General features: G+C 63.9%; 14 protein-coding genes and 1 pseudogene. 10 read left to right on the top strand and 5 right to left on the bottom strand.

Going from position 1 to position 23,126, the window contains the following annotated elements; translation table 11 throughout:
- The first annotated feature begins 6 nt into the window (after window positions 1-6).
- Complete coding sequence (locus GYH26_RS10235; protein WP_161541564.1) at window positions 7-1,434, top strand: DUF5723 family protein; 1,428 nt, start codon at window positions 7-9, stop codon at window positions 1,432-1,434.
- A gap of 158 nt (window positions 1,435-1,592) precedes the next feature.
- Here the strand turns inward: GYH26_RS10235 and GYH26_RS10230 are convergent, their stop codons facing one another.
- Window positions 1,593-4,049, bottom strand: a complete 2,457-nt coding sequence (locus GYH26_RS10230) for a TonB-dependent receptor domain-containing protein (RefSeq protein WP_161541563.1) — start codon at window positions 4,047-4,049, stop codon at window positions 1,593-1,595.
- A gap of 127 nt (window positions 4,050-4,176) precedes the next feature.
- The gene (locus GYH26_RS10225) at window positions 4,177-6,666 is read right to left on the bottom strand and encodes a hypothetical protein (protein ID WP_161541562.1); all 2,490 of its coding nucleotides are present in this window, start codon (window positions 6,664-6,666) and stop codon (window positions 4,177-4,179) included.
- 254 nt (window positions 6,667-6,920) lie between these two features.
- Between GYH26_RS10225 and GYH26_RS10220 the strand changes: the two genes are divergently transcribed.
- The 7 genes and pseudogenes from GYH26_RS10220 to GYH26_RS10190 all read left to right on the top strand — a co-directional run bounded on the left by GYH26_RS10220 (window position 6,921) and on the right by GYH26_RS10190 (window position 16,659).
- Complete coding sequence (locus tag GYH26_RS10220) at window positions 6,921-8,090, top strand: sensor histidine kinase (protein ID WP_161541561.1); 1,170 nt, start codon at window positions 6,921-6,923, stop codon at window positions 8,088-8,090.
- On the top strand, window positions 8,077-8,877 hold the full coding sequence (locus tag GYH26_RS10215; RefSeq protein WP_161541560.1) for a LytR/AlgR family response regulator transcription factor: 801 nt from the start codon (window positions 8,077-8,079) through the stop codon (window positions 8,875-8,877). The genes GYH26_RS10220 and GYH26_RS10215 overlap by 14 nt, the downstream gene beginning before the upstream one ends.
- 427 nt (window positions 8,878-9,304) lie before the next feature.
- Entirely contained in the window at window positions 9,305-10,705 is a 1,401-nt protein-coding gene (locus tag GYH26_RS10210; RefSeq protein ID WP_161541559.1) for a UDP-glucose dehydrogenase family protein, read from the top strand.
- Window positions 10,702-11,238 (top strand): annotated as a pseudogene (locus GYH26_RS15680) (NAD-dependent epimerase/dehydratase family protein); the annotation flags it as partial. The gene GYH26_RS10210 and the pseudogene GYH26_RS15680, both read left to right, overlap by 4 nt.
- Before the next feature lie 3 nt (window positions 11,239-11,241).
- Complete coding sequence (locus tag GYH26_RS15675; RefSeq protein ID WP_431768145.1) at window positions 11,242-13,074, top strand: LAGLIDADG family homing endonuclease; 1,833 nt, start codon at window positions 11,242-11,244, stop codon at window positions 13,072-13,074.
- Between the two features lie 28 nt (window positions 13,075-13,102).
- Complete coding sequence (locus GYH26_RS10195; RefSeq protein ID WP_161541558.1) at window positions 13,103-14,878, top strand: SLC13 family permease; 1,776 nt, start codon at window positions 13,103-13,105, stop codon at window positions 14,876-14,878.
- A 44-nt stretch (window positions 14,879-14,922) separates the two neighbouring features.
- Entirely contained in the window at window positions 14,923-16,659 is a 1,737-nt protein-coding gene (locus GYH26_RS10190) for a bifunctional sulfate adenylyltransferase/adenylylsulfate kinase (RefSeq protein ID WP_161541557.1), read from the top strand.
- 101 nt (window positions 16,660-16,760) lie between these two features.
- On the opposite strand, the gene GYH26_RS10185 is transcribed toward GYH26_RS10190, so the two are convergent.
- The 3 genes from GYH26_RS10185 to GYH26_RS10175 all read right to left on the bottom strand — a co-directional run bounded on the left by GYH26_RS10185 (window position 16,761) and on the right by GYH26_RS10175 (window position 18,741).
- Window positions 16,761-17,279: a thioredoxin family protein gene (locus tag GYH26_RS10185; protein WP_014067370.1), complete on the bottom strand. Its 519-nt coding sequence runs from the start codon at window positions 17,277-17,279 to the stop codon at window positions 16,761-16,763.
- Window positions 17,267-18,400, bottom strand: a complete 1,134-nt coding sequence (locus GYH26_RS10180; protein ID WP_161541556.1) for a glycosyltransferase family 4 protein — start codon at window positions 18,398-18,400, stop codon at window positions 17,267-17,269. Before GYH26_RS10180 ends, GYH26_RS10185 begins: the two co-directional genes overlap by 13 nt.
- Before the next feature lie 110 nt (window positions 18,401-18,510).
- Window positions 18,511-18,741: a hypothetical protein gene (locus GYH26_RS10175; protein WP_014067368.1), complete on the bottom strand. Its 231-nt coding sequence runs from the start codon at window positions 18,739-18,741 to the stop codon at window positions 18,511-18,513.
- A 277-nt stretch (window positions 18,742-19,018) separates the two neighbouring features.
- Between GYH26_RS10175 and GYH26_RS10170 the strand changes: the two genes are divergently transcribed.
- Entirely contained in the window at window positions 19,019-22,252 is a 3,234-nt protein-coding gene (locus tag GYH26_RS10170) for a sensor histidine kinase (RefSeq protein ID WP_161541555.1), read from the top strand.
- A gap of 2 nt (window positions 22,253-22,254) precedes the next feature.
- Window positions 22,255-23,121, top strand: a complete 867-nt coding sequence (locus tag GYH26_RS10165) for a lysophospholipid acyltransferase family protein (RefSeq protein WP_161541554.1) — start codon at window positions 22,255-22,257, stop codon at window positions 23,119-23,121.
- The last annotated feature ends 5 nt before the right edge of the window (window positions 23,122-23,126 follow it).

The raw sequence follows: 23,126 nt of genomic DNA, 5'->3' as shown, positions 1-23,126 counted from the left end.
AAGGCCATGGTACGCATCCTGCGACGGATTGGAATATTCGCGCTGCTGGTGCTGCTTGCAGGGACGGCGAAGGCCCAGTATACCCGACTGAGCGCCTGGGCCATCCAGACCGGCTTCAACCCGGCCGCCGTCTCGGGCGCGGATGCGCTGTTTCTGAATCCCGCCGCGTTGATGAACGCGGGCGTGACAGGGCCCCGACTGCGTCTGATGGAGCTGGGCGGACTGGGGGGCGGCAGCCTGGTGCGCTTCGACCTCTACAACCGGTATCTAGCGGCCGGTCGGCATCTAACGCCGGATGAAGTAGATCGCATGCTCGACGCCTGGTTCGGCAGCGCCGACGCCTGGCGTACCGCCGGCGAGGCGGTGGAGGTGACGCCGCTGGCGCTGACGCATACCGGCTGGTGGTCGTCCTGGGGTGTGGCCTGGCGCGTGCGTCAGCAGCAGCGGCTGTGGATGAACCGGGGACTGCCGGACGTGCTCCTGAAAGGCGCCGAAGAACCGCGCACCGTGCCCGTCAACGGTGAGTTTCAGGCAATGACCTATCACGAACTGGTGGTGGGGTATGCCCGCAAGCTGAATCCGGACCTGATCGTCGGAGTGGCCCCGCGCCTGCTGCTGGGCAGCCACTACGTGCGGGGCAGGATGCACTCAACGGTCACCGTCGGGACGGCGGAGGTCGTGCACCGCTATGCCTATACGCTGGATCTGACCGGGGCCACGAGCGAATTGCTGGAAGGATTCGATCTGTTCGACAATCGCCGGATGAATGAAGAAGCCGGGGATGGCATTGCGCGTCAGATGGCAGGACTGCGGCGGCAGGGATGGGGGCTCGGTCTCTCGCTGGGCGCGCAGTACCGGCTGCTGCCTGGATTGCTGCTCGGCGCCAGTCTGACCGACCTGGGCTTTCTGCGCTGGAAAAACGTGAAGCGCCATACGCCCGGCGATTCGGTCTTTGCGTTCGCAGGCGTGCAGCTCGACATGGACCGGCTGCGCACGGAGTTCGATAACGACCTGGGCGCCTACATCGAACATCAGCTCGACAGCCTGGCACGCGCTGCCTACGAAGACGTGCGCGTGCAGGAAACCGGTGTGACCACCATGCTGCCGGCCGCGCTGCATCTGGGCGCGACCTACTGGCTGGGCGGCACCACGCGTCTGCATGCGACGCTGTCGCTGGGACTGAACCGCACCGGAACGAACGGCGCGCGCGTGCCGCAGCTTGTGCTCGGCGCCGAAACCCGATGGAGCTTCCTCCCGCTGTTCGGCGGTGTGCTGACCGGCGGCGACGGAGCCCTCATGCTCTATGGCGGAACGGGATTGCAGCTGCGCGCCTGGGGGCTGCGGCTTGCGGCAGCCGGGAGCCCGCGCAGCCACCTGATGGGGAGCGGCTCGCGCTTCATGCTCCTGCTCTCGCTGACGCACGTCGGCTTTTGAGCGGCCCTCCCCGAACGGGCGCACCACGGGACGCCGCTACCGAATCGAACGACGCAGGGGATCCCGGTATCCGAATTCCGAGGCACGCAGGGTGCCCGTTCAAGAAAAAGCCCGCGTTCGTCGGTGAACGCGGGCTTCTCTGAAGCACATCCGGGCATTTACTGCTGGATGAAGACCCCTTCGACGTCTTCCGGCCGGCCGTTCTCCCCATTTTCGTCCCAGCGGCGATTCCGGCGCTGGTTCTGATGGCCAAAGTTGTAGGTGAAAGTCAGGAAGACCTGCTGGGCATTCCAGCTCCGGTTGAACCGCTGGTAGAACAGCGCATCTTCACGTTCGACCCGGAAGCGCATCGTGTTGAACAGGTCGCTGATGCGCACGCTCAGGCTGGCCCGGTTGTTCAGGAACTGCTGGCGCAGCGCCAGGTCGGCCATCGAGCGCCCGGAGATGCGGCCATTCTCGACATCCAGCGGAGAGCTGTAGAAGTAGGAAAACTGCAGCATCAGACCGGGCATGACGCTCAGCGTCGTATTCAAACGAGTGCTCCAGCCGATCGCATCACTGCCGTAGTCGGTATCGATGTTGCTGCCGTCCGTCGTAACGCGAAAGACGTTCACGCTGGCGAAGGCATTGAGCCGGTTGCCCAGCCGGAAGGTGCCGACGGTCTCGAAGCCCCAGTCGTCGCGCGAGGCCAGATTCCGGAAGGTGACGGTGGTAATACCGGTGGCAGGATCGAGCGATTCGTACCAGCGGATGACGTCCACCGTATAGCGGTAATACGGCGTCAGCGTGAGCGTAACGGCCGGTGAGATCCAGGAGTAGCTGAACTCGAAGGCGTGCGTATACTCCGGATCGAGGTAGGGGTTGCCCTGGCGGCGGAAGAGCGGATCGTCCAGGTCGCTGAGCGGATTTAGCTGCCAGGTGTTGGGGCGGTTGATCCGCTTGCTGTAGCTCAGGCGGAACTGATGGGTCTGCACCGGGCGAAAGCTCAGAAAGACGCTCGGAAACAGGCTGAAGTAGTCTTTTCGATAGGTTTCGCCCAGCGTTTGCTGCTCGAACTCGGTATGGGCCTGTTCGGCGCGCAGCCCGACCTGCACGCCGAAGACGCCCAGGTCGTAGTTGAGGATGCCATAGGCGGCATGGCGCTGCAGCGTGTAGCGAAAGTCGTTGAGGAAGGGCGCATCGCCCTGCACCTCATAGCGCTGGGCGTAGTCGTTCACGTTGAGATCGCCCTTGTAGCCGGCCTCCAGGCGGAGCCGGTCGCCGAGCGGCCGCATATAGTCTATCTGGAAAGAAAGGGTAGACCCTCGCTCGTCCTGCTCGTTGCGTTCGCGTTGCGCTTCGCCCGTGGGATCCCCGCTCAGCGTCAGCGTTTGCTGTAGATAATGCTCGAGGTCGTCTTCCTTTTCTCGCTCGTAGCGCAGCTCGGCGTTGAGTTCGTGTTGGGAAGGATCGACGATGCGGCGGAAGAAGAGGCGATAATCCATGTTGAAGTCGTTGCGGTCGCCTTCGACGCGGCGTTCGTACTGAGAAGTCAGCGTTTGCGAGGCGTCGAGATTCTGGTAAAGCGCCCGCGTGTTTTCGCCGCCGCCCCGGAAGCTGAGCAGGGCCGAAGCGCCCAGCGTGTTCAGGCGGCCGAGCCGGTATTCCAGCGTGGTGTTCAGGTTGTGCGCGTAGCGCTCGAACGTCCCCCGGTCGAGCTGTTCCAAGTAGGTGAGCGGGTCTTCGTAACGGTTTTCGCGGAAGCGGGTGCCCTCGACCGGCCGCTCGCCGGTGCGGAAGCCATAGGTGGAAGTCAGATTCCAGGGGCCTCGCTGGAAGGTGAGTGTGCCGGAGGCGTTATAGCTGTTCTGCGTGCCGGCACCCAGCGAAAGGCTACCGCCCAGGCCAAGGTCCTGGTTCTGTCGGAGCACGATGTTGATCATGCCGGCCATGCCGTCGGGTTCGTACTTGGCCGACGGGTTGGGAATGATCTCGACACGCTCGATGGCATCGGAAGGAAGCCCCTCCAGAAAGCGCGTGAGCGCTTCGCCCTGCAGGGCGGAGGGGCGGCCGTTGATCAGGATGGCAACGTTCTGATTGCCGCGCAGGCTGATGTTGCCCTCGACGTCGATTTCGACCGACGGAATGTTGCGCAGTACATCGACGGCCGCACCGCCCGCGCTGACGAGCTGATCGCGTGTGTTATAGACAATCCGGTCGATGCCGATTTCCACGGCCTCCCGTTCGGCCGTCACCTGCACCTCCTGCAGCTGGGCCGTGTCGGGTTCCAGCCGAATGGTGCCCAGATCGACCTGCAGGGCGGTGGGCGGGCGCAGCGTGACGTCCGAAATCACCTGGCGCCGGTAGCCGACGAAGCTGACCGTCACGTAGTAGCGGCCGGGGCGAAGTCCTTCGATGGTAAAGCGTCCCTCCGCGTCGGTTACCGTACCGGTAACCAGCGTCGAGTCGGCCGTGCGCCAGACGGCAATGGTGGCCGTCTCGATAGGCTGATTGGTGGAAGCGTCCAGCACCTGGCCGCTGATCCGGGCGGCGGCCAATCCCACCGGGCGGTCCTGCGCCTGCGTCCAGCCGCTCACCAGCACGCTCAAAAGCAGTCCCAGAAAAATCGTGCGCATGTCTCGTACCTGTTGTTTTCGTTTGCCTGCATCTCCTTATACAACAGGCCAAACGGCGGGATACAGCCGCTGGTACGAGCTGCACCGAACTGTTACGAACGGCACGCAGGCGCTATGGATGCGCGATTCAGCGAAGCACGACGAGCGGAAAGGTCCGGGTGTGGGAAGACGTTCGCAGACGCAGTAGATAGAGTCCGGGCGCCAGCCGATGCCCCTGCGCATCGCGAACCTCCCAGCGGTACCGGAACGATCCACCGGGGAGCTGGCCCTGCTCGACGGCCAGCCGGCGTCCCAGCAGGTCGAAGACCTCCAGTATGAAGGGGCTCGGGGCCGGGAGTTCGCCGGCGATCACCAGCGCGCTGTGCTGGCCGACGAAGAACGGTTGCGGATAGGGCGGAAAGAAAACGGGTGCTTCGGAAACGGACACGACCCCGGTGCCTTCGGCCGGCTGAACGGCCGTGGGCAGATAGCGGCCGGTCTCGTCGACGGCCACCCAGCGCACGGGGCGCAGCGTATCGGCCCGCTCCGTCTCCAGGACACCCAGCCGGTAACGTCCCGGCGCAAAGGAAGCCCCGTCGAGGCGATAGAGCAGGAGCGTGAGACGGTCCGGCGTGGTTTCGGCCAGCAGGCGGGCCTCGGGCGGTACGGTGACGCTACCTGTATCGCAGACGATGGGCGGCAACGCGAGCTGCAGCGCGCCGAAGGGTTGCGGGGCGTCGATCTCCAGATGCAGGCGTCCGTCGGCCTCGACGACCGGACGGAAGACGATGGGCGCCTCCTGCTTGCCGGCCGCTGACGGTGTGGGGGGAGGCACCGGAAGCGGGTGACCGTCGGGCCAGGCGTTACGCGCGATGGCCTGTACCAGTACGCTCAGATCGTCGAGCTGCAACCGACCGTCCCCGTACGGAAACGGCGCCACGTCGAGCACCAGCCGATCCTGTGCTTCCGGCGCTTCCTGCGCAAGCACGAACCGGATGCCCCGCTGCAGATCGGCCACGTCCACGGCACCTTCTTCGGTGGCGTCGCCAAGTCCGCCGACGCCGGTTGCTTCGACCACAAGCAGCGTGTCCGTGCCCAGTCCGTCGTGCCGGACGTGCACGGTCGCCACGCGATAGCCGAATTCACGGAGGGTGGGCCGAAAGGTGATCGTCAGCCGGGCCGTATCGTCCGGCGCGACGGCCAGCGAGTCGGGCGCGACGGTCAGCGTGGGATCCGAGGGAGGAAGGACACGGGCGTGGAGCGTGCGCTCGCCGCCGGGATTGCTCAGGTAGGCGGTGGCCGTCCGGCGGCTTCCGACCACGGTGATCGGTAACCGCAGCGTATCCGGAAAAAGGACGGCCTGCGCCGTACGCGGACGCACCGTGAGATGCAGGCGCCGCGGGTGGAGCGCCAGCACCATGGGAGCAGCCTCTGGAGTGGCCGTGGTGGCCTGCAAAGTGTTCAGTGTCAGGATCAGACGGGTCGTGTCCGGCACGTCGCCGGGCACCATTTGGAGCCGCAGCAATTCCGGATAACTTCCAGCAGGTAGCGCATGGATGCCCTCACCTAGCAGCAAAACCTGTAGCGTGTCGCCACGCTGGACAGTCTGCAGCGTCCACTGCGTCGGATTTGGTAGCGAGGCGCCGGGTAGCGTCTCCAGATAGGTCAGCCTGTGCGCTGGCAACAGGGCGGTCACCAGCAGCCCCTGCAGGGCGGTCGCCTCTCCCGAAAGCTGAAGCTGCAATCCCAGTTGCACGGTATCCTGCGCGCGGGCTGCAATGGTTGGCGTATGCCAGCCCAGCGCATGGAGCGGAGGCGTCGAGGTAACATGCAGGGACACCGAGAACGTGTCGCCTTCCAGCGGTATCCCCCAGGTGACTGCAAACGTATCGGCCAGGGCGGGAGCCACGAAAAGGGTCAACGTGTCGGTCTGGTGGGGCAGCAGGACCACGGCGCTTCGTGACAGCCACCAGGGCGATGGCGGCGCCGGCAGCGTGACGATCAGCGTACTGTCGGTCTGGTTACGTACCTGAAGCGGCAGCGACACGGTATCGCCCACCGCCACAAAGCCCGCATCGATGTGCGCAGGCCATGCGGCCAGCGGCCACCGGCGCAGTTGCCCCGTGCCCTGTAAGGTAATGTCGTCCAGTTGTACGCGGGCGCTGGAGCTGGTGCCTCCGAAGGCATCGAAGCAGAGTTGCAGGGCCGGCGTGCCCGACAGTTCAGGCGATAGGGGAAAGCGCAGCGCCGTCCAGCTGCCATCGGCCTCCGGTAGGGCCTCGCCGGCCGCCGCGACGACGTAAGGAAACGTGTGGCCGCCGTCCACGGATGCCCGCACAACCAGATGCAACGCCGGATACGAGCCCGTCCGGCGCGCCAGATAGGACAGCGTGTCCGGGGTGGCCGCCCGCGCATCGAACACCGGCGTGCAGAGCCGATCCGCCTGGCGCCCCTGCAATGCGAAGCTGAATCCGCCGGAGCCCGGCGACGGCGTCTGGTCGGTCGTTGTCCAGCGGCGCGCCAGCCAGCCGACTGGAAGCGCTCCGGTCGTGTCGACCGACTCCTGAAAGAGGACCGTCTGGGCATAGACGGGTAAGGCGCACAGAACGACCAGAAACCCGAGGAGTTGCCGTTTCATGGCCCGATGTGAATGGCTTTCGCAATCGATGTCGGCAAAAGCGGGCGCGAGAACGGCCAGCAGCCCGCACTGCTGACGAGAAAGACAACAGCACGGCAAAGTCGTAACCGATTGTTTGTGAAAATATGGTAAAGTTGTGCCATAAAGCAGGGTGGTGCCATTCATAAACCCATCGGTGCAGCTCATGCAACAGAGGCGACCTTTTGAAAATCCGGGCGTTTCAGTTCTGGTCATTCACAGCGAAACGGAAATACATGGCCGCCTTGCACGAAGCAAAAAGCGCCGGGACAGGATTCCTGCGGCGACGCTGGGTAGAGGTGCTGGTGATCTGGCTGTTCTGGACGTTTCTGGCCGTGCTGGTAGCGACGGGTAGACTGCTGGATCCCCGCTGGGCCGGACAGGAAGCGTCGCTGGTGCGCCGGCAGGTCCTGCACATCTTTTCGGAGTTTTACACCTGGGCGCTGCTGACGCCGGGTATCTTCTGGCTGAGTCGGCGAATGGCTTTCGATCGTCCCCGGTGGGTCGGTCGCTTGCTGCTCCTGCTGGGCATCGGGCTGGCCGTGGCGTTGCTGATGGAAGTCTGGGTGGACTTCCTTTACCTTTACGTCTATCAATTACCCTGGCGACGTGGCCGTGCTGACCTGCTGGAGGGCATTCGCCACTTCTGGTTCATCAACGACCTGGTGACCTTCTTTGCCGTGCTGGCGGCCGGCTTTGCCCGGGACTACTTCGTCCGCTACCAGCAGCGCCAGCAGGAAGCCGCCCAGCTCCGAGCGCAGGCGGCCGACCTGCAGGCGCGCCTGACCGAAGCCCGGCTGCAGGCGCTGCGCATGCAGCTCAACCCGCACTTTCTCTTCAACACGCTGCACGCCATCTCGGCGCTGGTCGAGCGCGACCCGAAAGGCGTGCGGCACATGATCGCACGACTGAGCGAGCTCTTGCGCTACACGCTCGACGAAAGCGGGGCACAGGAGGTGCCGCTCTCTCAGGAGCTGCGCTTTCTGCAGGGTTACCTCGACATTCAACAGATTCGCTTTCAGGGGCGGCTGGAGGTGAAGCAGGAAATCGACCCGGACGTGCTGGATGCGCTGGTGCCGAATCTAATCCTGCAGCCCATCGTGGAAAACGCCATCAAGCATGGGATAAGCCGTCTCGAAACGACCGGGCGCATCACGCTGCGCGCCTGGCGCGAAGGCGATCAGCTCTGGCTGTACGTGCGCGACAACGGTCCGGGCCTCTCCGGCAACGGACAGTGGCAGGAAGGGTTGGGACTGCGCAACACCCGGGCCCGTCTGGAGGGACTCTACGGCGACGCCTACCGGATGGAGCTGCGTCAGCCCCCGGAGGGCGGCGTGGAAGTCTGCATTAGTTTGCCGTATCATACAGCAGCTGACCTGCACGTGAGCGCCCATGCCGACACCTGACCGTCCGCTACGTGTCCTGATCGTCGACGACGAGCCGCTGGCTCGTCAGCGTCTGCTGGACCTGCTCGAAGGCCGCGAGGACATCGAAGTGGTCGGACAGGCCACGAGCGGCCGAGAAGCTGTCGAAGCCATTCGCACGCTGCAACCCGACCTGGTCTTCCTCGACGTGCAGATGCCAGGTATGACCGGTCTCGACGTGGTGCGCGAGATCGGTCCCGAGCGGATGCCCGTCACCATCTTCGTGACGGCCTACGACCAGTACGCGCTCAAAGCCTTCGAGGTGGCGGCCATCGACTACCTGCTCAAACCCTTCGACGACGAGCGTTTCGAACAGGCGCTGGAGCGCGCCCGCCGCCTGCTGAAACTTCGGGAAGTGGAGGCGCTGCGCGAGCGTCTGCTGCAACTCCTGCAGGACGACCGGCCTGCGGCGCCGCCGAAGCCTTCGAAATACCTGGAACGCATTGCCGTCGAAATGCGCGGCCAGGTGCGCGTCATTCCGGTCCGACAGATCGACTACATCACGGCCAGTGGGCCCTATGCCGAGCTGCACGTGGGTGACCAGGTGTACGTGATCCGTGAGCAGATGCAGACGCTCGAGGAGCGGCTCGATCCGGACCTGTTCATCCGGATCCATCGGTCCGCCATCGTGCGGATTGACCTGATTGACGTGCTCCTCCGTGGCGCCGGCGGTCGCTATGCCGTGCGTCTGAAAAACGGCGTGCGCCTGAAGGTCAGCCGCAGCCGCCGCGAAGCGCTGGAACGCCGACTGGGCCTGCATGCCGGGTGATCGTCGGATGCCGGAGAAACGGCCTGGCGGTTAGATGAAAATCCCGGGACCCTTCGGACCGGCCGGGTATCCCGGTGCCTGTGCGCGGCATCCTCGAAAGCACACGGCGCGACGCCCCTACCGGGCAAGCGATACCGTTTTCACCATGTAGGGGCGGACCTTTGTGTCCGCCGATGTATGCACGTTCGCAGTGTCGACCTGCCACACGGACATGCTGAAGGCACACCTCGACGGGATTTTCATGAAAAGCGCGCGCATCGCAGCAAAATGGCATCTTCAGGCTTTACTTCCGCGTTAATCCGCCGAACTGTCTGACAGAGGCACGCAAAAAGTGCAGGGGCACATTCGCCACAGGCGCATGCGTGGAGGCACCGCGTGGCTTTTCTTACAGCGCTGGAGTGACCCGGGGTAAAACATAAGAGGTAACATGAAGCTGGCCATTGTTGGTACGGGGTACGTCGGTCTGGTGACCGGCACCTGTTTTGCCGAAATGGGCAACGAGGTGGTCTGCGTGGACATCGATGCCCGTAAGATCGAAAAATTGAACCGGGGCGAGTTGCCCATCTTTGAGCCCGGTCTGGAAATCTACTACGAGCGTAACCGGCGGGAAGGCCGGCTGCACTTCACCACGTCGCTGGAAGACGCCCTGCCCGAAAGCGAGGTGATCTTTCTGGCGCTGCCCACACCCCCGGGCGAAGACGGCTCGGCCGATCTCTCCTATGTGCTGGGCGTCGCCGATCAGATCGCCCGGTGGATGGCCGCCCATCCGGAGACCGGCTACAAGATCATCGTCAACAAGAGCACGGTGCCCGTGGGAACGGCCGACCGCGTGCGGGAGATTTTCGAGTCCTACGGACTGAAGGCCGGCGAGCAGTTCGATGTGGTCTCCAATCCAGAATTTCTCCGGGAGGGCGTGGCCGTCGACGACTTCATGAAGCCTGAGCGCGTGATCATCGGCACGCGCAGCCCGCGAGCGGCGGAGATCATGACGCAGCTCTACGAGCCGTTCGTGCGCCAGGGCAACCCGATCCTGGTCATGGACGAGCGCAGCTCGGAGATGACCAAGTACGCGGCCAATGCCTTCCTGGCGACGAAGATTACGTTCATGAACGAGATCGCCAACGTGTGCGAACGGGTCGGGGCCAACGTCGACGAAGTGCGGCGCGGGATCGGCCTCGACAGCCGCATCGGCAAGCAGTTCCTTTACGCCGGAATTGGCTTTGGCGGCAGTTGCTTCCCGAAAGACGTCAAGGCGCTGGCGCGCACGGCCGAGGAGTACGGCTACGCGTTTCAGATTCTGAAGGCTGTGCTCGACGTCAACGAGCGGCAGCGGCGGTTGCTGGCCGAGCGCGTCTACGACTACTTCAACGGGCAGCTCGAAGGGCGTCGGCTGGCCGTCTGGGGCCTGGCCTTCAAGGCGAACACCGACGATGTGCGCGAGGCCCCCTCGCATGTGATCATTCGCAAGCTGCTGGAGCACGGCGCCGATATCGTGGTGTTCGATCCGGAAGCGATGGAAAACACGCGGGCCGTCTTTGGCGATGCACTCACGTATGCACCGGGCATGTACGAGGCGCTCGACGGTGCCGAGGCGCTGATCATCTGCACGGAGTGGAACGAGTTCCGGCGACCGGACTTTCAGCGCATGCGGGATCGGCTGGCGCGGCCGCTGATCTTTGACGGCCGTAACCTGTACCATCCGAAGCGGATGGCCGAGATGGGCTTTGAGTACTACTCGATCGGCCGGCCGCACTATCCACCGCATGCCAACCCGGATCCGGCGCTGCTGGCCAGTTCAAGCACAACCGACGGAAAAACAGGCGCATGAGTCGTCCACCGCGTACGCTGATCACGGGGGGCGCCGGCTTCATCGGCTCGCACCTGTGCGAGCGGTTTCTGGCCGAGGGCCATGAAGTGATCTGCATGGATAACTTCATCACGGGCTCCCCGGACAATATCGCGCATCTGATCGGCCACGAGCGGTTCCACTTCATCCACCACGATGTGACGAATTTCATCTATGTGGAGGGGCCGCTCGACTACGTGCTGCACTTTGCCAGCCCGGCCTCTCCCGCCGACTATCTGAAGTATCCGATTCAGACGCTCAAGGTGGGGGCGCTGGGCACGCACAAGGCGCTGGGACTGGCCAAGGCCAAAGGTGCGCGCTTTCTGCTGGCCTCGACCAGCGAGGTCTACGGCGATCCGCTGGTGCACCCGCAGCCCGAAGACTACTGGGGCAACGTCAACCCGGTGGGGCTGCGGGGCGTCTACGACGAGGCCAAGCGCTTTGCCGAGGCCATGACGATGGCCTACCACCGCTACCACGGCGTCGACGTGCGCATCGTGCGCATCTTTAACAGCATCATGGCCGACGAGACTGTGGTGCTTTTCAACGATGAGACGATGCACGTCGAGGCGGTGGAAGACTATGCGCGGTCGGTCGAACAGGAGCGTCTGGTTGTGCCCCGTCGCATTTATGTCCCTGCTTTCAATCCCCGCACCTACCGCATGGAGCTTCGGCTGGCCCGGGCTTTCATCAAGCACCCGTCGTGGAACAAGGATGCCTACCTTATCCGAACCCGCTACGGACGGTCCATTCGCGTAACGGGCGACCACAGCGTATTCCGGCGGGGCGCCGATGGCCTGCCCGAAGCCGTGCCTGTGCGTGAGCTAAAAGTCGGAGATTACATCGCCATTCCGGCCAGACTGCCCGTCGTGGAACAGGACCGGACGGCGATCAATCTGGCCGAACATCTGATCCGTACGCGAGAAGCACCGGAACTCTGGCGCTATGCCCTTCAGGCGCCTTCGCTACGGACGGTGATTGCCCGCGAACGCGCGTTTATTCTGGACGTGCTGCTACGCAGCGGCCGTTTTCAGGGTAGCCGCTCCGCCCGGAATACAGCCAGCTGTGCTTATCGTAAGTACCTGAAAGGTGCCTATCTGCCGCTCTATGTGGCGGCTGCGCTCTGGCATGCCGGAAAACTGACGTGGCCGAAGGATGCCAGGATCCGGCTGTACACAGCAGGGCGTAGTATCGCGCTACCCAACCACATTCCGATTACGGACGATTTGCTCTGGCTACTGGGGCTGTTTGTAGCGGAAGGGCATGCGTTTGCCCGAAAGGGCACCTATCGGATCATGATCAGTTCGGAGGAGCGGCTACTGGATCGGGCGGCGCATATTCTGGAGACGCATCTGGGCATTCGTCCGCGTCGGATTGCGGCGCAATCGGAACGGTCGCCTGCCCTGTACGTCGATGGACGGATGCTCTATGAACTGTTTCACGAAGTTTTTCAGGTAGCGGCTCCTTCCAGAAGCCTGCGGCTGCCCGCCTGGATTCTTCAGCTTCCACTGAAGCGGGTCAAGCATTTTCTGGAGGGCTATCGGGAAGGCGACGGAACCCACAGCCGCTATCCTGAAGTGCGGGAGCTGGCCTTCAATACGGCCAGTGAAGGGCTTGCAACCGATCTGACTTACCTGCTGCTACGTTTTGGCATTGTGGCCTCGGTCGGGCGGTACGAAAGCACAATCAAGAAACGACCGGGGCGACGGTATCCATTTTGGCGTGTTACGGTCTGTGAACTTTCCAACTTCAACATTCTGGAGTGGGATCAGGGGGTTACGCAGCGCCTGAACGCGACGCGTCTGGGCGATCTGGTCTGGGCCAAGGTGCTTTCTATTGAACCGATCAAAGCAACGCCGTATGTATACGATTTCAGCGTAGAGGGTTATGAAAACTTTGTAGCCGGCAACGGCGTCTGTGCACATAACACCTACGGCCCCCGGATGCGGCTCGACGACGGGCGGGCGCTGCCGACGTTTATGACACAGGCGCTCAAGGGGGAGCCCATCACGGTTTACGGTGACGGAAGCCAGACCCGCTCGTTCCAGTACATCGACGACCTGGTCGAGGGCATCTACCGCCTGCTCATGAGCGACTACGTGGGGCCGGTCAACATCGGTAATCCCGAGGAGATTTCCATTCTGGAGTTTGCAAAAGAAATCATCGAACTGACCGGCAGCAAGAGTGAAATCGTCTTCAAGCCGCTGCCGGCCGACGATCCGAAGGTGCGTCAGCCCGATATCTCGCTGGCCCGGCGCGTGCTGGGCTGGGAACCAAAAGTGAGCCGGCGCGAAGGATTGCGACGCACACTGGAATACTTCAAGCAGCGGCTGGGACTGACCGGCAGCTAACCATGGGATGTTGTAAAAGGATCGGGTCATGGAGGCGCTGGGATGGCAGGCCTGGATCACGCTGGCAGCCATCGCCGCGATGGTCGTGGCGCTGGTGCGGGAAGTGGCGCGCCCGGACCTGATCTTTCTGGGGACGCTGGGGCTGCTGCTGCTCACCGGGGTGCTCACGCCGCAGGAAGCGTTCGCGGGCTTTTCGAACCCGGCCGTACTGACCATTGCGGCGCTGTTTGTGGTGGCGGCCGGTCTGCAGCGCACCGAAGCGCTGGCTTTCGTGGATCGCATCCTGTTTCCCCGCAGGCCGTCCACGGGTCGTGCCGTTCTACGCCTGATGGCGCCCGTTTCGGCCCTTTCGGCCTTTCTGAACAACACGCCCATCGTGGCGATGCTCATGCCGCGCGTGCAGCAGTGGGCCGAGCGGCACGATATGGCGCCGTCTAAACTGCTCATTCCACTTTCGTATGCGGCCATTGTGGGCGGCATGATCACGCTGATCGGGACCTCTACGAACCTGGTCATCTCCGGGCTGATGATCCAGGCCGGGCTGCCGGGCCTGCGCATGTTCGACCTGACCTGGGTGGGGTTGCCCGTGGCCGTAGCCGTGATCCTGTTCTTTGCGCTGATCGGACACCGGCTGCTTCCGGACCGACGGCGCGATCGGGGTGGCTTCGAGGAAGGGCTGAAGGAATGCCTGTTCGAACTGCGGGTCACGCCGGGCGGCCACCTGGAGGGCAAGACGGTGGAGGAAGCCGGTCTGCGTGCGCTGGGCGAGGCCTACCTGGTGCACATCCGGCGTAGCGGGCGTGTGATCCCGGCCGCGCCGGAACAGGTGCTGCAGGGTGGCGACATCCTGACGTTCGTGGGCTCGGCCCGGATGATCGAGCGGCTGCTGGAACGCGACGGGCTGGAGCGGGCGCTGCCGTCGGTGGAGGAAAACGCCACGCAGACGCTCCCGCTTTTCGAGGCCGTCGTGGCGCCTACGTCGAACCTGGTGGGCAAAACGCTTCGCGAGGTGCAGTTCCGGGAGCAATACGGAGGCGTCGTGCTGGGCATCCAGCGGCAGGGTCAGCGCATCGTAGGATCGCTGGGACGCATCCCGATCGAGGCGGGCGACCTGCTGCTGATCGAAGCCCGCAACGGATTCGACCGGCGCTGGAACGCCCGGCGCGACGAGTTCTATCTGGTGGCGCCCCGGAGCCCCGAGCGTCCCCGGCCGCGTCCGCGCCACGCGCCCATCGCGCTGGCCATCTTTGCCGGCATGGTGCTGCTGGCCGGTCTGGGCTGGGTCCCGCTGGTGACGGCAGCCTTTGCCGCGGCGCTCGGCATGGTGGTAACGCGTTGCCTTTCGGGCAACGAAGCCCGGCAGGCGCTCGATCTGCAGGTGCTCGTGGTGATCGCGGCGGCACTGGGTATCGGTCAGGCCGTCGACCGCTCCGGACTGGCCGCCGCGCTCGGCCACGCTCTGGTGACGCTGACGGGCGACCTGGGCCCTGTGGCCGCGCTGGCCGTGCTGTACCTGGTCACCATGGTGCTGACCGAACTGTTCACGAACAACGCGGCCGCCGCGCTCATGCTGCCCGTGGCGCTGGCCGTGGCCGGCGAACTCGGCCTGGAACCCCGGGCTTTTGCCATCACGATCGCCGTGGCCGCCTCGGCCAGCTTCCTGACGCCCATCGGCTATCAGACCAACCTGATGGTCATGTCGGCCGGCGGCTACCGCTTCAGCGATTACCTGAAGGCCGGGGCTCCGGTGGCCGCGCTGGTTTTCGTCGTTGGGCTGACCATGATTTCGTTGATCTGGCTGTAAATCGTTCGCCGTATTGTTTAACCAAACCCGAGGTAGACGTACCGATGCCTACCACCACGCTCATCGAACCACATGGAGGAACACTCTGCGAACTGATCGTCTCGGAAGCCGAACGGGAAGCACTCAAAGAAAAGGCGCTGACGCTGCCTTCCATTACGCTCACGCCCCGGCAGCTCTGCGACATCGAACTGCTGCTTAACGGAGGCTTCTCCCCGCTGCGGGGCTTCCTGAACCGGGCCGACTACGATCGGGTCGTCGAGGAGATGCGCCTGCAGAACGGCATCCTCTGGCCCATGCCGATCACGCTGGACGTCTCGGAAGAAGTGGCCCGTACGCTGAACCCCGGCGACGAGGTGGCGCTGCGCGACCCGACCGGGCTGCTGCTGGCCGTCATGCACGTCGAGGATGTGTGGAAGCCCGACAAGGAGCGGGAAGCCCGACTGGTCTTCGGCACGACGAGCACCGAGCATCCGGCCGTAGCCTACCTGATGCACGAAGCCGGCGACTACTACGTGGGCGGCACGCTCAAGGGCGTGCAGCTTCCGGTGCACTACGACTTCAAGGAGCTGCGCCACACGCCGGCACAGCTCCGGGCCGAGTTCGAGCGGCGGGGATGGGAGCGCATTGTGGCCTTCCAGACACGGAATCCCATGCACCGGGCCCACAAGGAACTGACCGACCGCGCCGCCGAAGAGGTGGGCGGCCACCTGCTCATCCATCCGGTGGTGGGCATGACGAAGCCCGGTGACATCGACTATTACACGCGCGTGCGCTGCTACCGCAAGCTGCTCAAGTACTACCCTGATGGGCGGGCCATGCTGAGCCTGCTGCCGCTGGCCATGCGCATGGGCGGGCCCCGCGAGGCCGTCTGGCACGTGATCATCCGCAAGAACTACGGCTGCACGCACCTGATCATCGGACGCGACCACGCCGGTCCGGGCAAGGATTCCAGCGGCAAGCCGTTCTATGGCCCCTACGACGCTCAGGAACTGGTGCAGAAATACCAGGACGAGCTGGGCATCGGGGTGGTGCCCTTCAAGCTGATGGTGTACGTGCCGGATCAGGACACCTACAAGCCGATCGACGAAGTCAAGGAAGGGGAGCGGACGCTGAGCATCTCGGGCACCGAACTGCGGCGGCGGCTGGCCGAGGGCGAGGAGATCCCCGAATGGTTCTCTTACCCCGAGGTCGTGGCCGAACTGCGCCGCACGCATCCGCCCCGTCACCAGCAGGGCTTCACGGTCTTCTTCACGGGGCTTTCGGGCTCGGGCAAGTCGACGATCGCCAACGCGCTCATGACGCGCCTGCTGGAGCTGACCGGGCGGCCCGTGACGCTGCTCGACGGCGACGTGGTGCGCACGCACCTGAGCAAAGGCCTGGGCTTCTCGAAAGAAGACCGCTCGATCAACGTGCGCCGCATCGGCTACGTGGCCAGCGAGATCACCAAACACCGCGGCATTGCGATCTGTGCGCCGATCGCGCCCTACGAAGCCGACCGCCAGTACAACCGCCAGCTCATCAGCAGCTTCGGCGGCTACATCGAGGTCTTCGTCGATACGCCGCTGGAGGTGTGCGAGCAGCGCGATGTGAAGGGACTCTACGCGAAGGCGCGCGCCGGCCTCATCAAGGGCTTTACGGGCATCGACGATCCCTACGAGCCCCCGTCGAATCCGGAGATCGTCTGCCGCACCACCGAGGAGACGGTCGAGCAGTGCGTCGAGAAAATCCTCGACTATCTCTACCAGGAAGGCTATCTGAGAAAAGAAGAAAACGACGCCTGAAGGCGTCATGACTGTATTCCGAGGCCCCCGGTCTTTCGAAGGCCGGGGCCTCGGCGTTTTTCGCGAACCGTATCGCCGGAAGCGGACCGAGACCGCTTCGCTTAACGCTGCTTTCCGGCGAACTCCTCGAAGCTCTGGGTGCGGTAGGCTTCGGAGCCGATGAAGCGCAGGATCTGCAGGAACGTCTCGGTGGGCACGAAGCCGGGCACGCGCGTGATGTAGGTGCCGTCGGGTTCGAGAAAGACGGTGGTCGGATAGCCCGTGAGGCCCAGCGCCTGGGCCAGCTCGGCCTCGCTCAGGTCGTAGCCGCGGAACGTGAGCTTCCGGGCGGTGTCTTCTCCGTTGAGCCGGGCATACTCGAAGTGCGCCTTCAGGTAGGCCACCACGGCCGAGTCGGAATAGACTTCCTTCTGCATACGGCGGCACCAGGGGCACCAGGGTGCCGAGATGTCGATGAGCACCTTCTTGCCGCTTTTTTCGGCGGCGGCCATGGCCTCCTCGACGCGCTTCCAGCCGATGGGGGCCATGATGGCGGGGTCGAAGAGCGAAGACTGAGCCTGCACGCCGAGCGGAAGCAGGGCGGCCAGCATCAGCCCGCAGCAGACGATCAGGCGTCGCATAGCAGGTTTCGGTAGGCTTCCTGAAAAAGAGGCGCCCGGTGCGCCCAGCTATGGGCCACAAAAGCCGCGTCGGTGTTGGCCGCCAGGTGGCGTCGCAGGGCGGCATCCTCGACGAGGCGACGCATGGCGGCCGCAAGCGCTCCCGGGTTGGCAGGGTCAACGACGCAGCCCACCCCGTAGGTTTCCACCACCCGGCGGAGTTCGGGCAGATCGCTGGCCAGCACGGGCACACCGGCCGCCAGGTATTCGAAAAGCTTGTTGGGTAGCGCCAGCCGGTGATTCAGACAGGTGTCTTCGAGCAGCACAAGTCCGACGTCGGCCGAGGTCGTCACGGCCAGCAGTTCGTCGGGCAACACGGGCGGTAGCAGGTGCACGCGCTCGGCCACGCCCAGCGCGGCCGAGCGCTCCCGGAGGATCGGTGCCAGCGGCCCCTCGCCCAGGTAGACCAGCACGGCGTCGGGCACGTCGGGCAATGCTTCGAGCAGCAGCAGGCAACCCCGGCCGGGCCGCAGATGCCCCTGGTAGAGAAAAACGACAACGTGGTCGGGGAGCGCCAGCCGTCGCCGCAGCGAAACGGACGGGTCGGCCGCGGCCGGCGCCTCGGGCGCGTTGTAGAGCACGAGCGGCGGCGCGATCCCGTAGTCGCGCACCAGATGCTCGGCAATGCCGTCGCTGACGGTCAGCACCAGATCGGCCCGGCGGATGTAGCGACGCTCCACCAGCTTCCAGAAATGCTGCCGGAGCGGCCGGCCGGCCGTTCCGGCCACGTAGGGATAGCGCTCCCGGGCGTCGAAGACCAGCCGCCCACCATGGCGACGGGCGGCTGCCGCCAGCGCCGGGAGTACGTACAGGTCGCTCGCGTGATAGACGCGCGCTCGGCAGGTACGTGCAGCAGCGTTGAGGCGCCGATGCACCTGCCAGAAGAAGCGCGGTCCCTGACGTTCAGGGAGCGGCAGGGCATGGTAGCGTACGGCGTCCTGCAGATTGGTGGGCAGGGCAGCCGGAGGACCGAAGCCGAACGCTTCGATGCACAACCCGAGCCGGACCAGCGCCCGGAGCTGCCTGAGCGCCCGGCTGTTGTGGGGGACCGATCCGACCAGCGCAAAACAGACGTCCACCATGCCGACAGGGCACCACTTCTTTCCCCGCAAGATACCCCGCCCCGCCACCCCCGCGCAATAAAAAACCCCGGCCTCCGCAGAGGCGGGGTTTGAGTTACAAAAGCTGGCTTTCAGTTGTTGTGATCAGCTCCGATCGTGGTCGATCCACCTCCGTTATTCCCTCCACTATAGTTATTATGATCAGCACCGATGGTAGTTGACCCACCACCATTGTTACCACCGCTTTCCATCACAACCGGTCCCGTCAGGGCATCCGAGCTGCAGCCCGTGAGCGTCAGCGAACCGCCCGCCAGCATCGCCGGCACCGACAGCATCGCCATCAGTTTGATGAACTTCTTCATGGTTCCTTATGGGTTGGGGTGAGTGAATGAGGCCTCATCCCAAAACACCCCGATCCGTCGATGAACAAGGCGAGCGATCTGGCGTAGCGGGGAGGGACATTCTCGCTGAGAAGTGACGTTTTTGATGAAAAAAAGACCGAGACTAAAAAAGGCGGTCTGGATTAATCCCGTGCTGAAAGCGAATCGTTCAGGTTCAGCGTCGGGTAAAAGGGCCGGCTGGCCCTTGAGTTCACGACCGGATTTCCCGATACTGTAACAGGGGCAACGCACCGCTGGCATGGCGCGCGCACATCGAGCACAACCGATCCCTCGGACGATCCGGCATCTGCTGCTCCGGATGGTGGTTCCGGGGCTTCTGCTCGGCCTCCGGCCGTCCGCCCAGGCCCAGGAGGTCCCCTATCGGCTGGAGACCGGCGCGCCGCTGCACCTGCAGCACTACGCGCCCCAGGACTACGGGCAGTTCCCGCAGAACTGGGCCATCGTGCAGGACCGACGCGGGGTGATCTATGTGGGGAATGTGCGGGGACTGCTGGAGTTTGACGGCGTACACTGGCGTTTTCATCAGGTGGCCAATAAAACGGTGGTCCGCTCGCTGGATGTGGACAGCACGGGCCGGCTCTACGTGGGTGCGCAGGGCGACTTCGGCTACTTCTGGGCCGACTCCCTGGGCGTGCTGCGCTACCGGTCGCTGGTGCCGGAGGTCGCCAACGAGGCGGACCGGAACTTCTGGGACGTGTGGGCTACGCGCGTAACGCCCGAGGGCGTCTACTTCCAGACCCACGCGCGGCTTTTCCGCTGGGACGGCGACACGATCCGTGTGTGGCGGCCCCGCACCTACTTTCACACGGCCTTTGCCGTGCGTGGCCGTTTCTACGTGCGCCAGGACAGTGTCGGGCTGCAGACCGTCGTGGGCGATTCGCTGCGGCTGGTGCCCGGCGGTGAGCGCTTTGACCACCTGCGCATCTACGCGATGATGCCCTACGACGGGGACCGGATCCTGATCGCCACGCGCGAGGCGGGACTCTGGCTCTACGACGGCCGCACGTTCCAACACCTGGATAGCGAAGTCGAGCCGCTGCTCCGAACCTATCCACTCTATCATGGCACGGCCATGCCCGGTGGGTTCTTTGCGCTGGCCACGCTGGGCGGCGGCGTGTTCATCATCGACCAAGAGGGGCGGATCGTGCAGGTCATCGACGAAGCGGTGGGCCTGCCCGATAGCTGGGTGAACTACGTGTACGTCGATCGCCAGGGCAGCCTCTGGATGGCACTCAACAGCCGGGGGCTGGCCCGCGCCGACGCCGTGCCTTTTCTTACGGTCTGGGATAAGCGGCTGGGGCTGGATGGGTTTGTCAACTGGGTAAACCGCGATCATGGACAGCTCTACGTGGCTACCAGTACAGGATTATTTCACTTGTTAAAGCCACCTCATGGGCGGGCAGTTTTTGTCAGAGACACGCAAATAGTAGATCCGGCCTTTCAGCTTTTGCAGCGAAAAGACGGGCTGTGGGTTGCTACAGCCCGAGGTGTCTTTATCAAAGCGGGAGAAAGCAAACAGAAACTACTCATACAGATTCCCGGTCGTTCGGTTTTTTCACTGGCAGAGCTTTCAGACGAACTGGTAGCGGTAGGAGCCAAGAACGGGCTATATCTGCTACAGAAAATCGATGGGAGATGGGAGACGCGAGCAGTTTCCGGGCTTACGGGGGAAATTTTACGTGTTGTTCGTGTCAATCATACACTCTGGCTTAGCTTGCGGGGAGGACAGGTGGTTCGCATGCAGTTCCCGAATGGCTGGCTGCAGGATCCGGAGGTGACAATCTATGGAACGGAAGATGGTCTGCCAGGTGGCGTAACGCAGATGGTTGAAACAGATAGCACGTTGTTCTTTTATGCGCGCGAGGGCATCTATCGCTTCGTTTCGGAGGCGCGGCCGGCATTTCAGCGGGATACGACGCTGCTGGCACCGGGGCATGAAGGGCACGACGAGCTCCTGGCGCTGGTGGTGGACCGCTTCGGGCGGGTCTGGACCGTCTTCCCCACGCACATCGACATTGCTCATCCGCTCCCGAACGGGGGTTATCGGTTCGAGACGCCCTTGCTGTTTCGTTACCCGAACTGGGGGGCGCCTGTGCAGGTGTACGTGGACGATGCGGGCATCGTCTGGCTGGGTAACCGGGATCGGCTCATCCGCTACGATCCCAACCTGACGTTCCCCGAGCATCTGTTCTCGCCCGAGCCGCCGTCCGTGCTGATCCGCCAGGTGGCCTCTGGCGATCATATCCTGTTCGGCGGAGCGTTCATCGGGCCCGATGGTCTGCTGCGGGCGCTGCAACCGGAGGATCAGGTGCTGGAGCTGCCCTATGCGTTCAACGACCTGCAGTTCGAGTTTGCGCTGCCCAGCTTCATCCGCGCCGAAGACAACCGCTATCAGTACCGGCTGGTGGGCAAAGAGGAGTGGTCCGACTGGACGACCGTCACGCAACGGCTGTATCCGAACCTGTGGGAGGGCGTCTATCGCTTTCAGGTGCGGGCGCGCAACGCCTGGGGGATGACCACGCCGGTCACGACGCTGGTGGTGCGTATTCTACCGCCCTGGTATCGCACCTGGTGGGCCTATACGCTGTACCTGATCACGCTGGTCACCATCGTGGTGCTCACGTGGCGGCACTATGTAGCCCAGCAGCGGGCCGTCCAGATGTACATCGCAACAATGCTGGGCGATCGCATCGAAGCCATGCGCTCGCGCATCAACATGCTCACCCGCCTGTTGCGTGAAGCCAACGCCGCCAAAGAAACGATCCTTTCCACCACGACGCACGAGCTGCGCACGCCGCTTTCGGCCATTCTCGGCTTTGCTTCGGTGATCAAGGAGGAGACCGACAATCCGCTGCACAAAGAGTTTCTGGAGCACATCGAGGAAAGCGGACATCGACTGCTGGCCACGATCAACGACATCCTGGATCTGGCCCGGTTGCGCTCCGGTTCGATGGTGGTGCGGCGCGTACCTGTCGAGGTGACCGAGACGGTGCAGAACGTCTATAAGCTGCTGGAGCCACTGGCCCGCAAGAAAGGGTTGGACTTTCGGATGGAGTTGCCGCCGGAGCCGTTGCGGGTCTTTGGCGACCCGAGCGCCGTGGAGCGGGTGCTTACCAATCTGGTGGGCAATGCGATCAAATTCACGCCGGAAGGCGAGGTGGTCATTTCGGTGACGGCCGACGAAAAGCGCGTGCGTATTGCCGTGCGCGATACGGGTGTCGGTATCTCCGAAGAATTTCTGCCCCATATTTTCGATGAGTTCCGCCAGGAGTCTTCCGGTGAAGACCGGGAATTCGAGGGCAGCGGGCTCGGGCTGGCCATCGCCGCACGGCTGGTGAAGCTCATGGAAGGCGAGATCGAAGTGGTCAGCGAGAAAGGAAAGGGCAGCACGTTCACCGTGGTGCTTCCCCGGGCGCCGGAGCGGGGCACGCCCTCCGGAATGTTTCCGCGCAGAGAGGTATCCGAGACGTAGCGATGGCGAAGTGGAGCTGGTGGCGGGCGCTGCGGCGATTGCCGCGACTGCTGGCGATCACGCTGTGGTACACGGCCCGAACGGCCCTGCAGGCGCGTCGCCTTCCACCGAAGCGGCAACCGCTTTATCGGGCACGTCGGCAGCAGGAAGGTTGCCGGATTCTGTGTCGGCTCCTGGGCATTGCGGTGCAGGCCCCGGAAGTGTCGCTGCCCGCCGGACGGCCCGGATTGCTCGTAGCCAATCACTTCAGCGCGCTGGATCCTATCGTGCTGGCCACGTGCTGGCCCGTCTCATTTGTTGGGAAAGCTGAGCTGGCCCGCTGGCCGCTGATCGGCTGGCTGTGCCGCACCTACGGCGTACTGTTCGTCGAGCGGGAACGGCGGACGCGTTCGGTCGCCTTCGTCCGGCAGGTGCGGGAGCGGCTGGAAGCCGGCGTGCCCGTCATGGTCTTTCCGGAAGGAACGACCGGATCGGGCGATGCGGTGCAGCCCTTCAAGACGGGCGCCTTCGAAGCCGTAGCCGGACTGGAAGGAAGCTGGGTGCTCCCGGTCAGTCTGTGCCTGCAGCAGGTGGACGGGCAGCCGGCCACGCCGGAAGTGCGACGCCGGTACGCCTGGACCGAGGGGCTATCGTTTATCCGGCACCTGATCCGCTGGCTCGGTACGGCGCAGATGCAGCTTCAGGTGCGCATCGGCGCGCCGATTCCGACGGCCGGTCGGCACCGCAAAGCGCTGGCCCGCGAGGCTTTCGAGCAGGTGCGTGCGCTCTATCAGGAAATGTTGACGGAGACGATGCCCTTTCCAACCGAGGATCGTATCTTTTCCTCCGTTTCCATGAAACAAACCGGGCCTGGCACGGTCTCTGAATGACGGGC

Source organism: Rhodothermus marinus (assembly GCF_009936275.1).
Lineage (GTDB): Bacteria > Bacteroidota > Rhodothermia > Rhodothermales > Rhodothermaceae > Rhodothermus > Rhodothermus marinus_A.
Note: the sequence above shows the minus strand (reverse complement) of the source record. Positions and strands in the feature narration are given on the sequence as shown.

Coding starts and splice junctions, on each gene's coding strand:
- GYH26_RS10235 (WP_161541564.1), top strand. CDS start 7: ATGGTACGCATCCTGCGACGGATTGGAATATTCGCGCTGCTGGTGCTG.
- GYH26_RS10230 (WP_161541563.1), bottom strand. CDS start 4,049: ATGCGCACGATTTTTCTGGGACTGCTTTTGAGCGTGCTGGTGAGCGGC.
- GYH26_RS10225 (WP_161541562.1), bottom strand. CDS start 6,666: ATGAAACGGCAACTCCTCGGGTTTCTGGTCGTTCTGTGCGCCTTACCC.
- GYH26_RS10220 (WP_161541561.1), top strand. CDS start 6,921: ATGGCCGCCTTGCACGAAGCAAAAAGCGCCGGGACAGGATTCCTGCGG.
- GYH26_RS10215 (WP_161541560.1), top strand. CDS start 8,077: ATGCCGACACCTGACCGTCCGCTACGTGTCCTGATCGTCGACGACGAG.
- GYH26_RS10210 (WP_161541559.1), top strand. CDS start 9,305: ATGAAGCTGGCCATTGTTGGTACGGGGTACGTCGGTCTGGTGACCGGC.
- GYH26_RS15675 (WP_431768145.1), top strand. CDS start 11,242: ATGGCCGACGAGACTGTGGTGCTTTTCAACGATGAGACGATGCACGTC.
- GYH26_RS10195 (WP_161541558.1), top strand. CDS start 13,103: ATGGAGGCGCTGGGATGGCAGGCCTGGATCACGCTGGCAGCCATCGCC.
- GYH26_RS10190 (WP_161541557.1), top strand. CDS start 14,923: ATGCCTACCACCACGCTCATCGAACCACATGGAGGAACACTCTGCGAA.
- GYH26_RS10185 (WP_014067370.1), bottom strand. CDS start 17,279: ATGCGACGCCTGATCGTCTGCTGCGGGCTGATGCTGGCCGCCCTGCTT.
- GYH26_RS10180 (WP_161541556.1), bottom strand. CDS start 18,400: ATGGTGGACGTCTGTTTTGCGCTGGTCGGATCGGTCCCCCACAACAGC.
- GYH26_RS10175 (WP_014067368.1), bottom strand. CDS start 18,741: ATGAAGAAGTTCATCAAACTGATGGCGATGCTGTCGGTGCCGGCGATG.
- GYH26_RS10170 (WP_161541555.1), top strand. CDS start 19,019: ATGGCGCGCGCACATCGAGCACAACCGATCCCTCGGACGATCCGGCAT.
- GYH26_RS10165 (WP_161541554.1), top strand. CDS start 22,255: ATGGCGAAGTGGAGCTGGTGGCGGGCGCTGCGGCGATTGCCGCGACTG.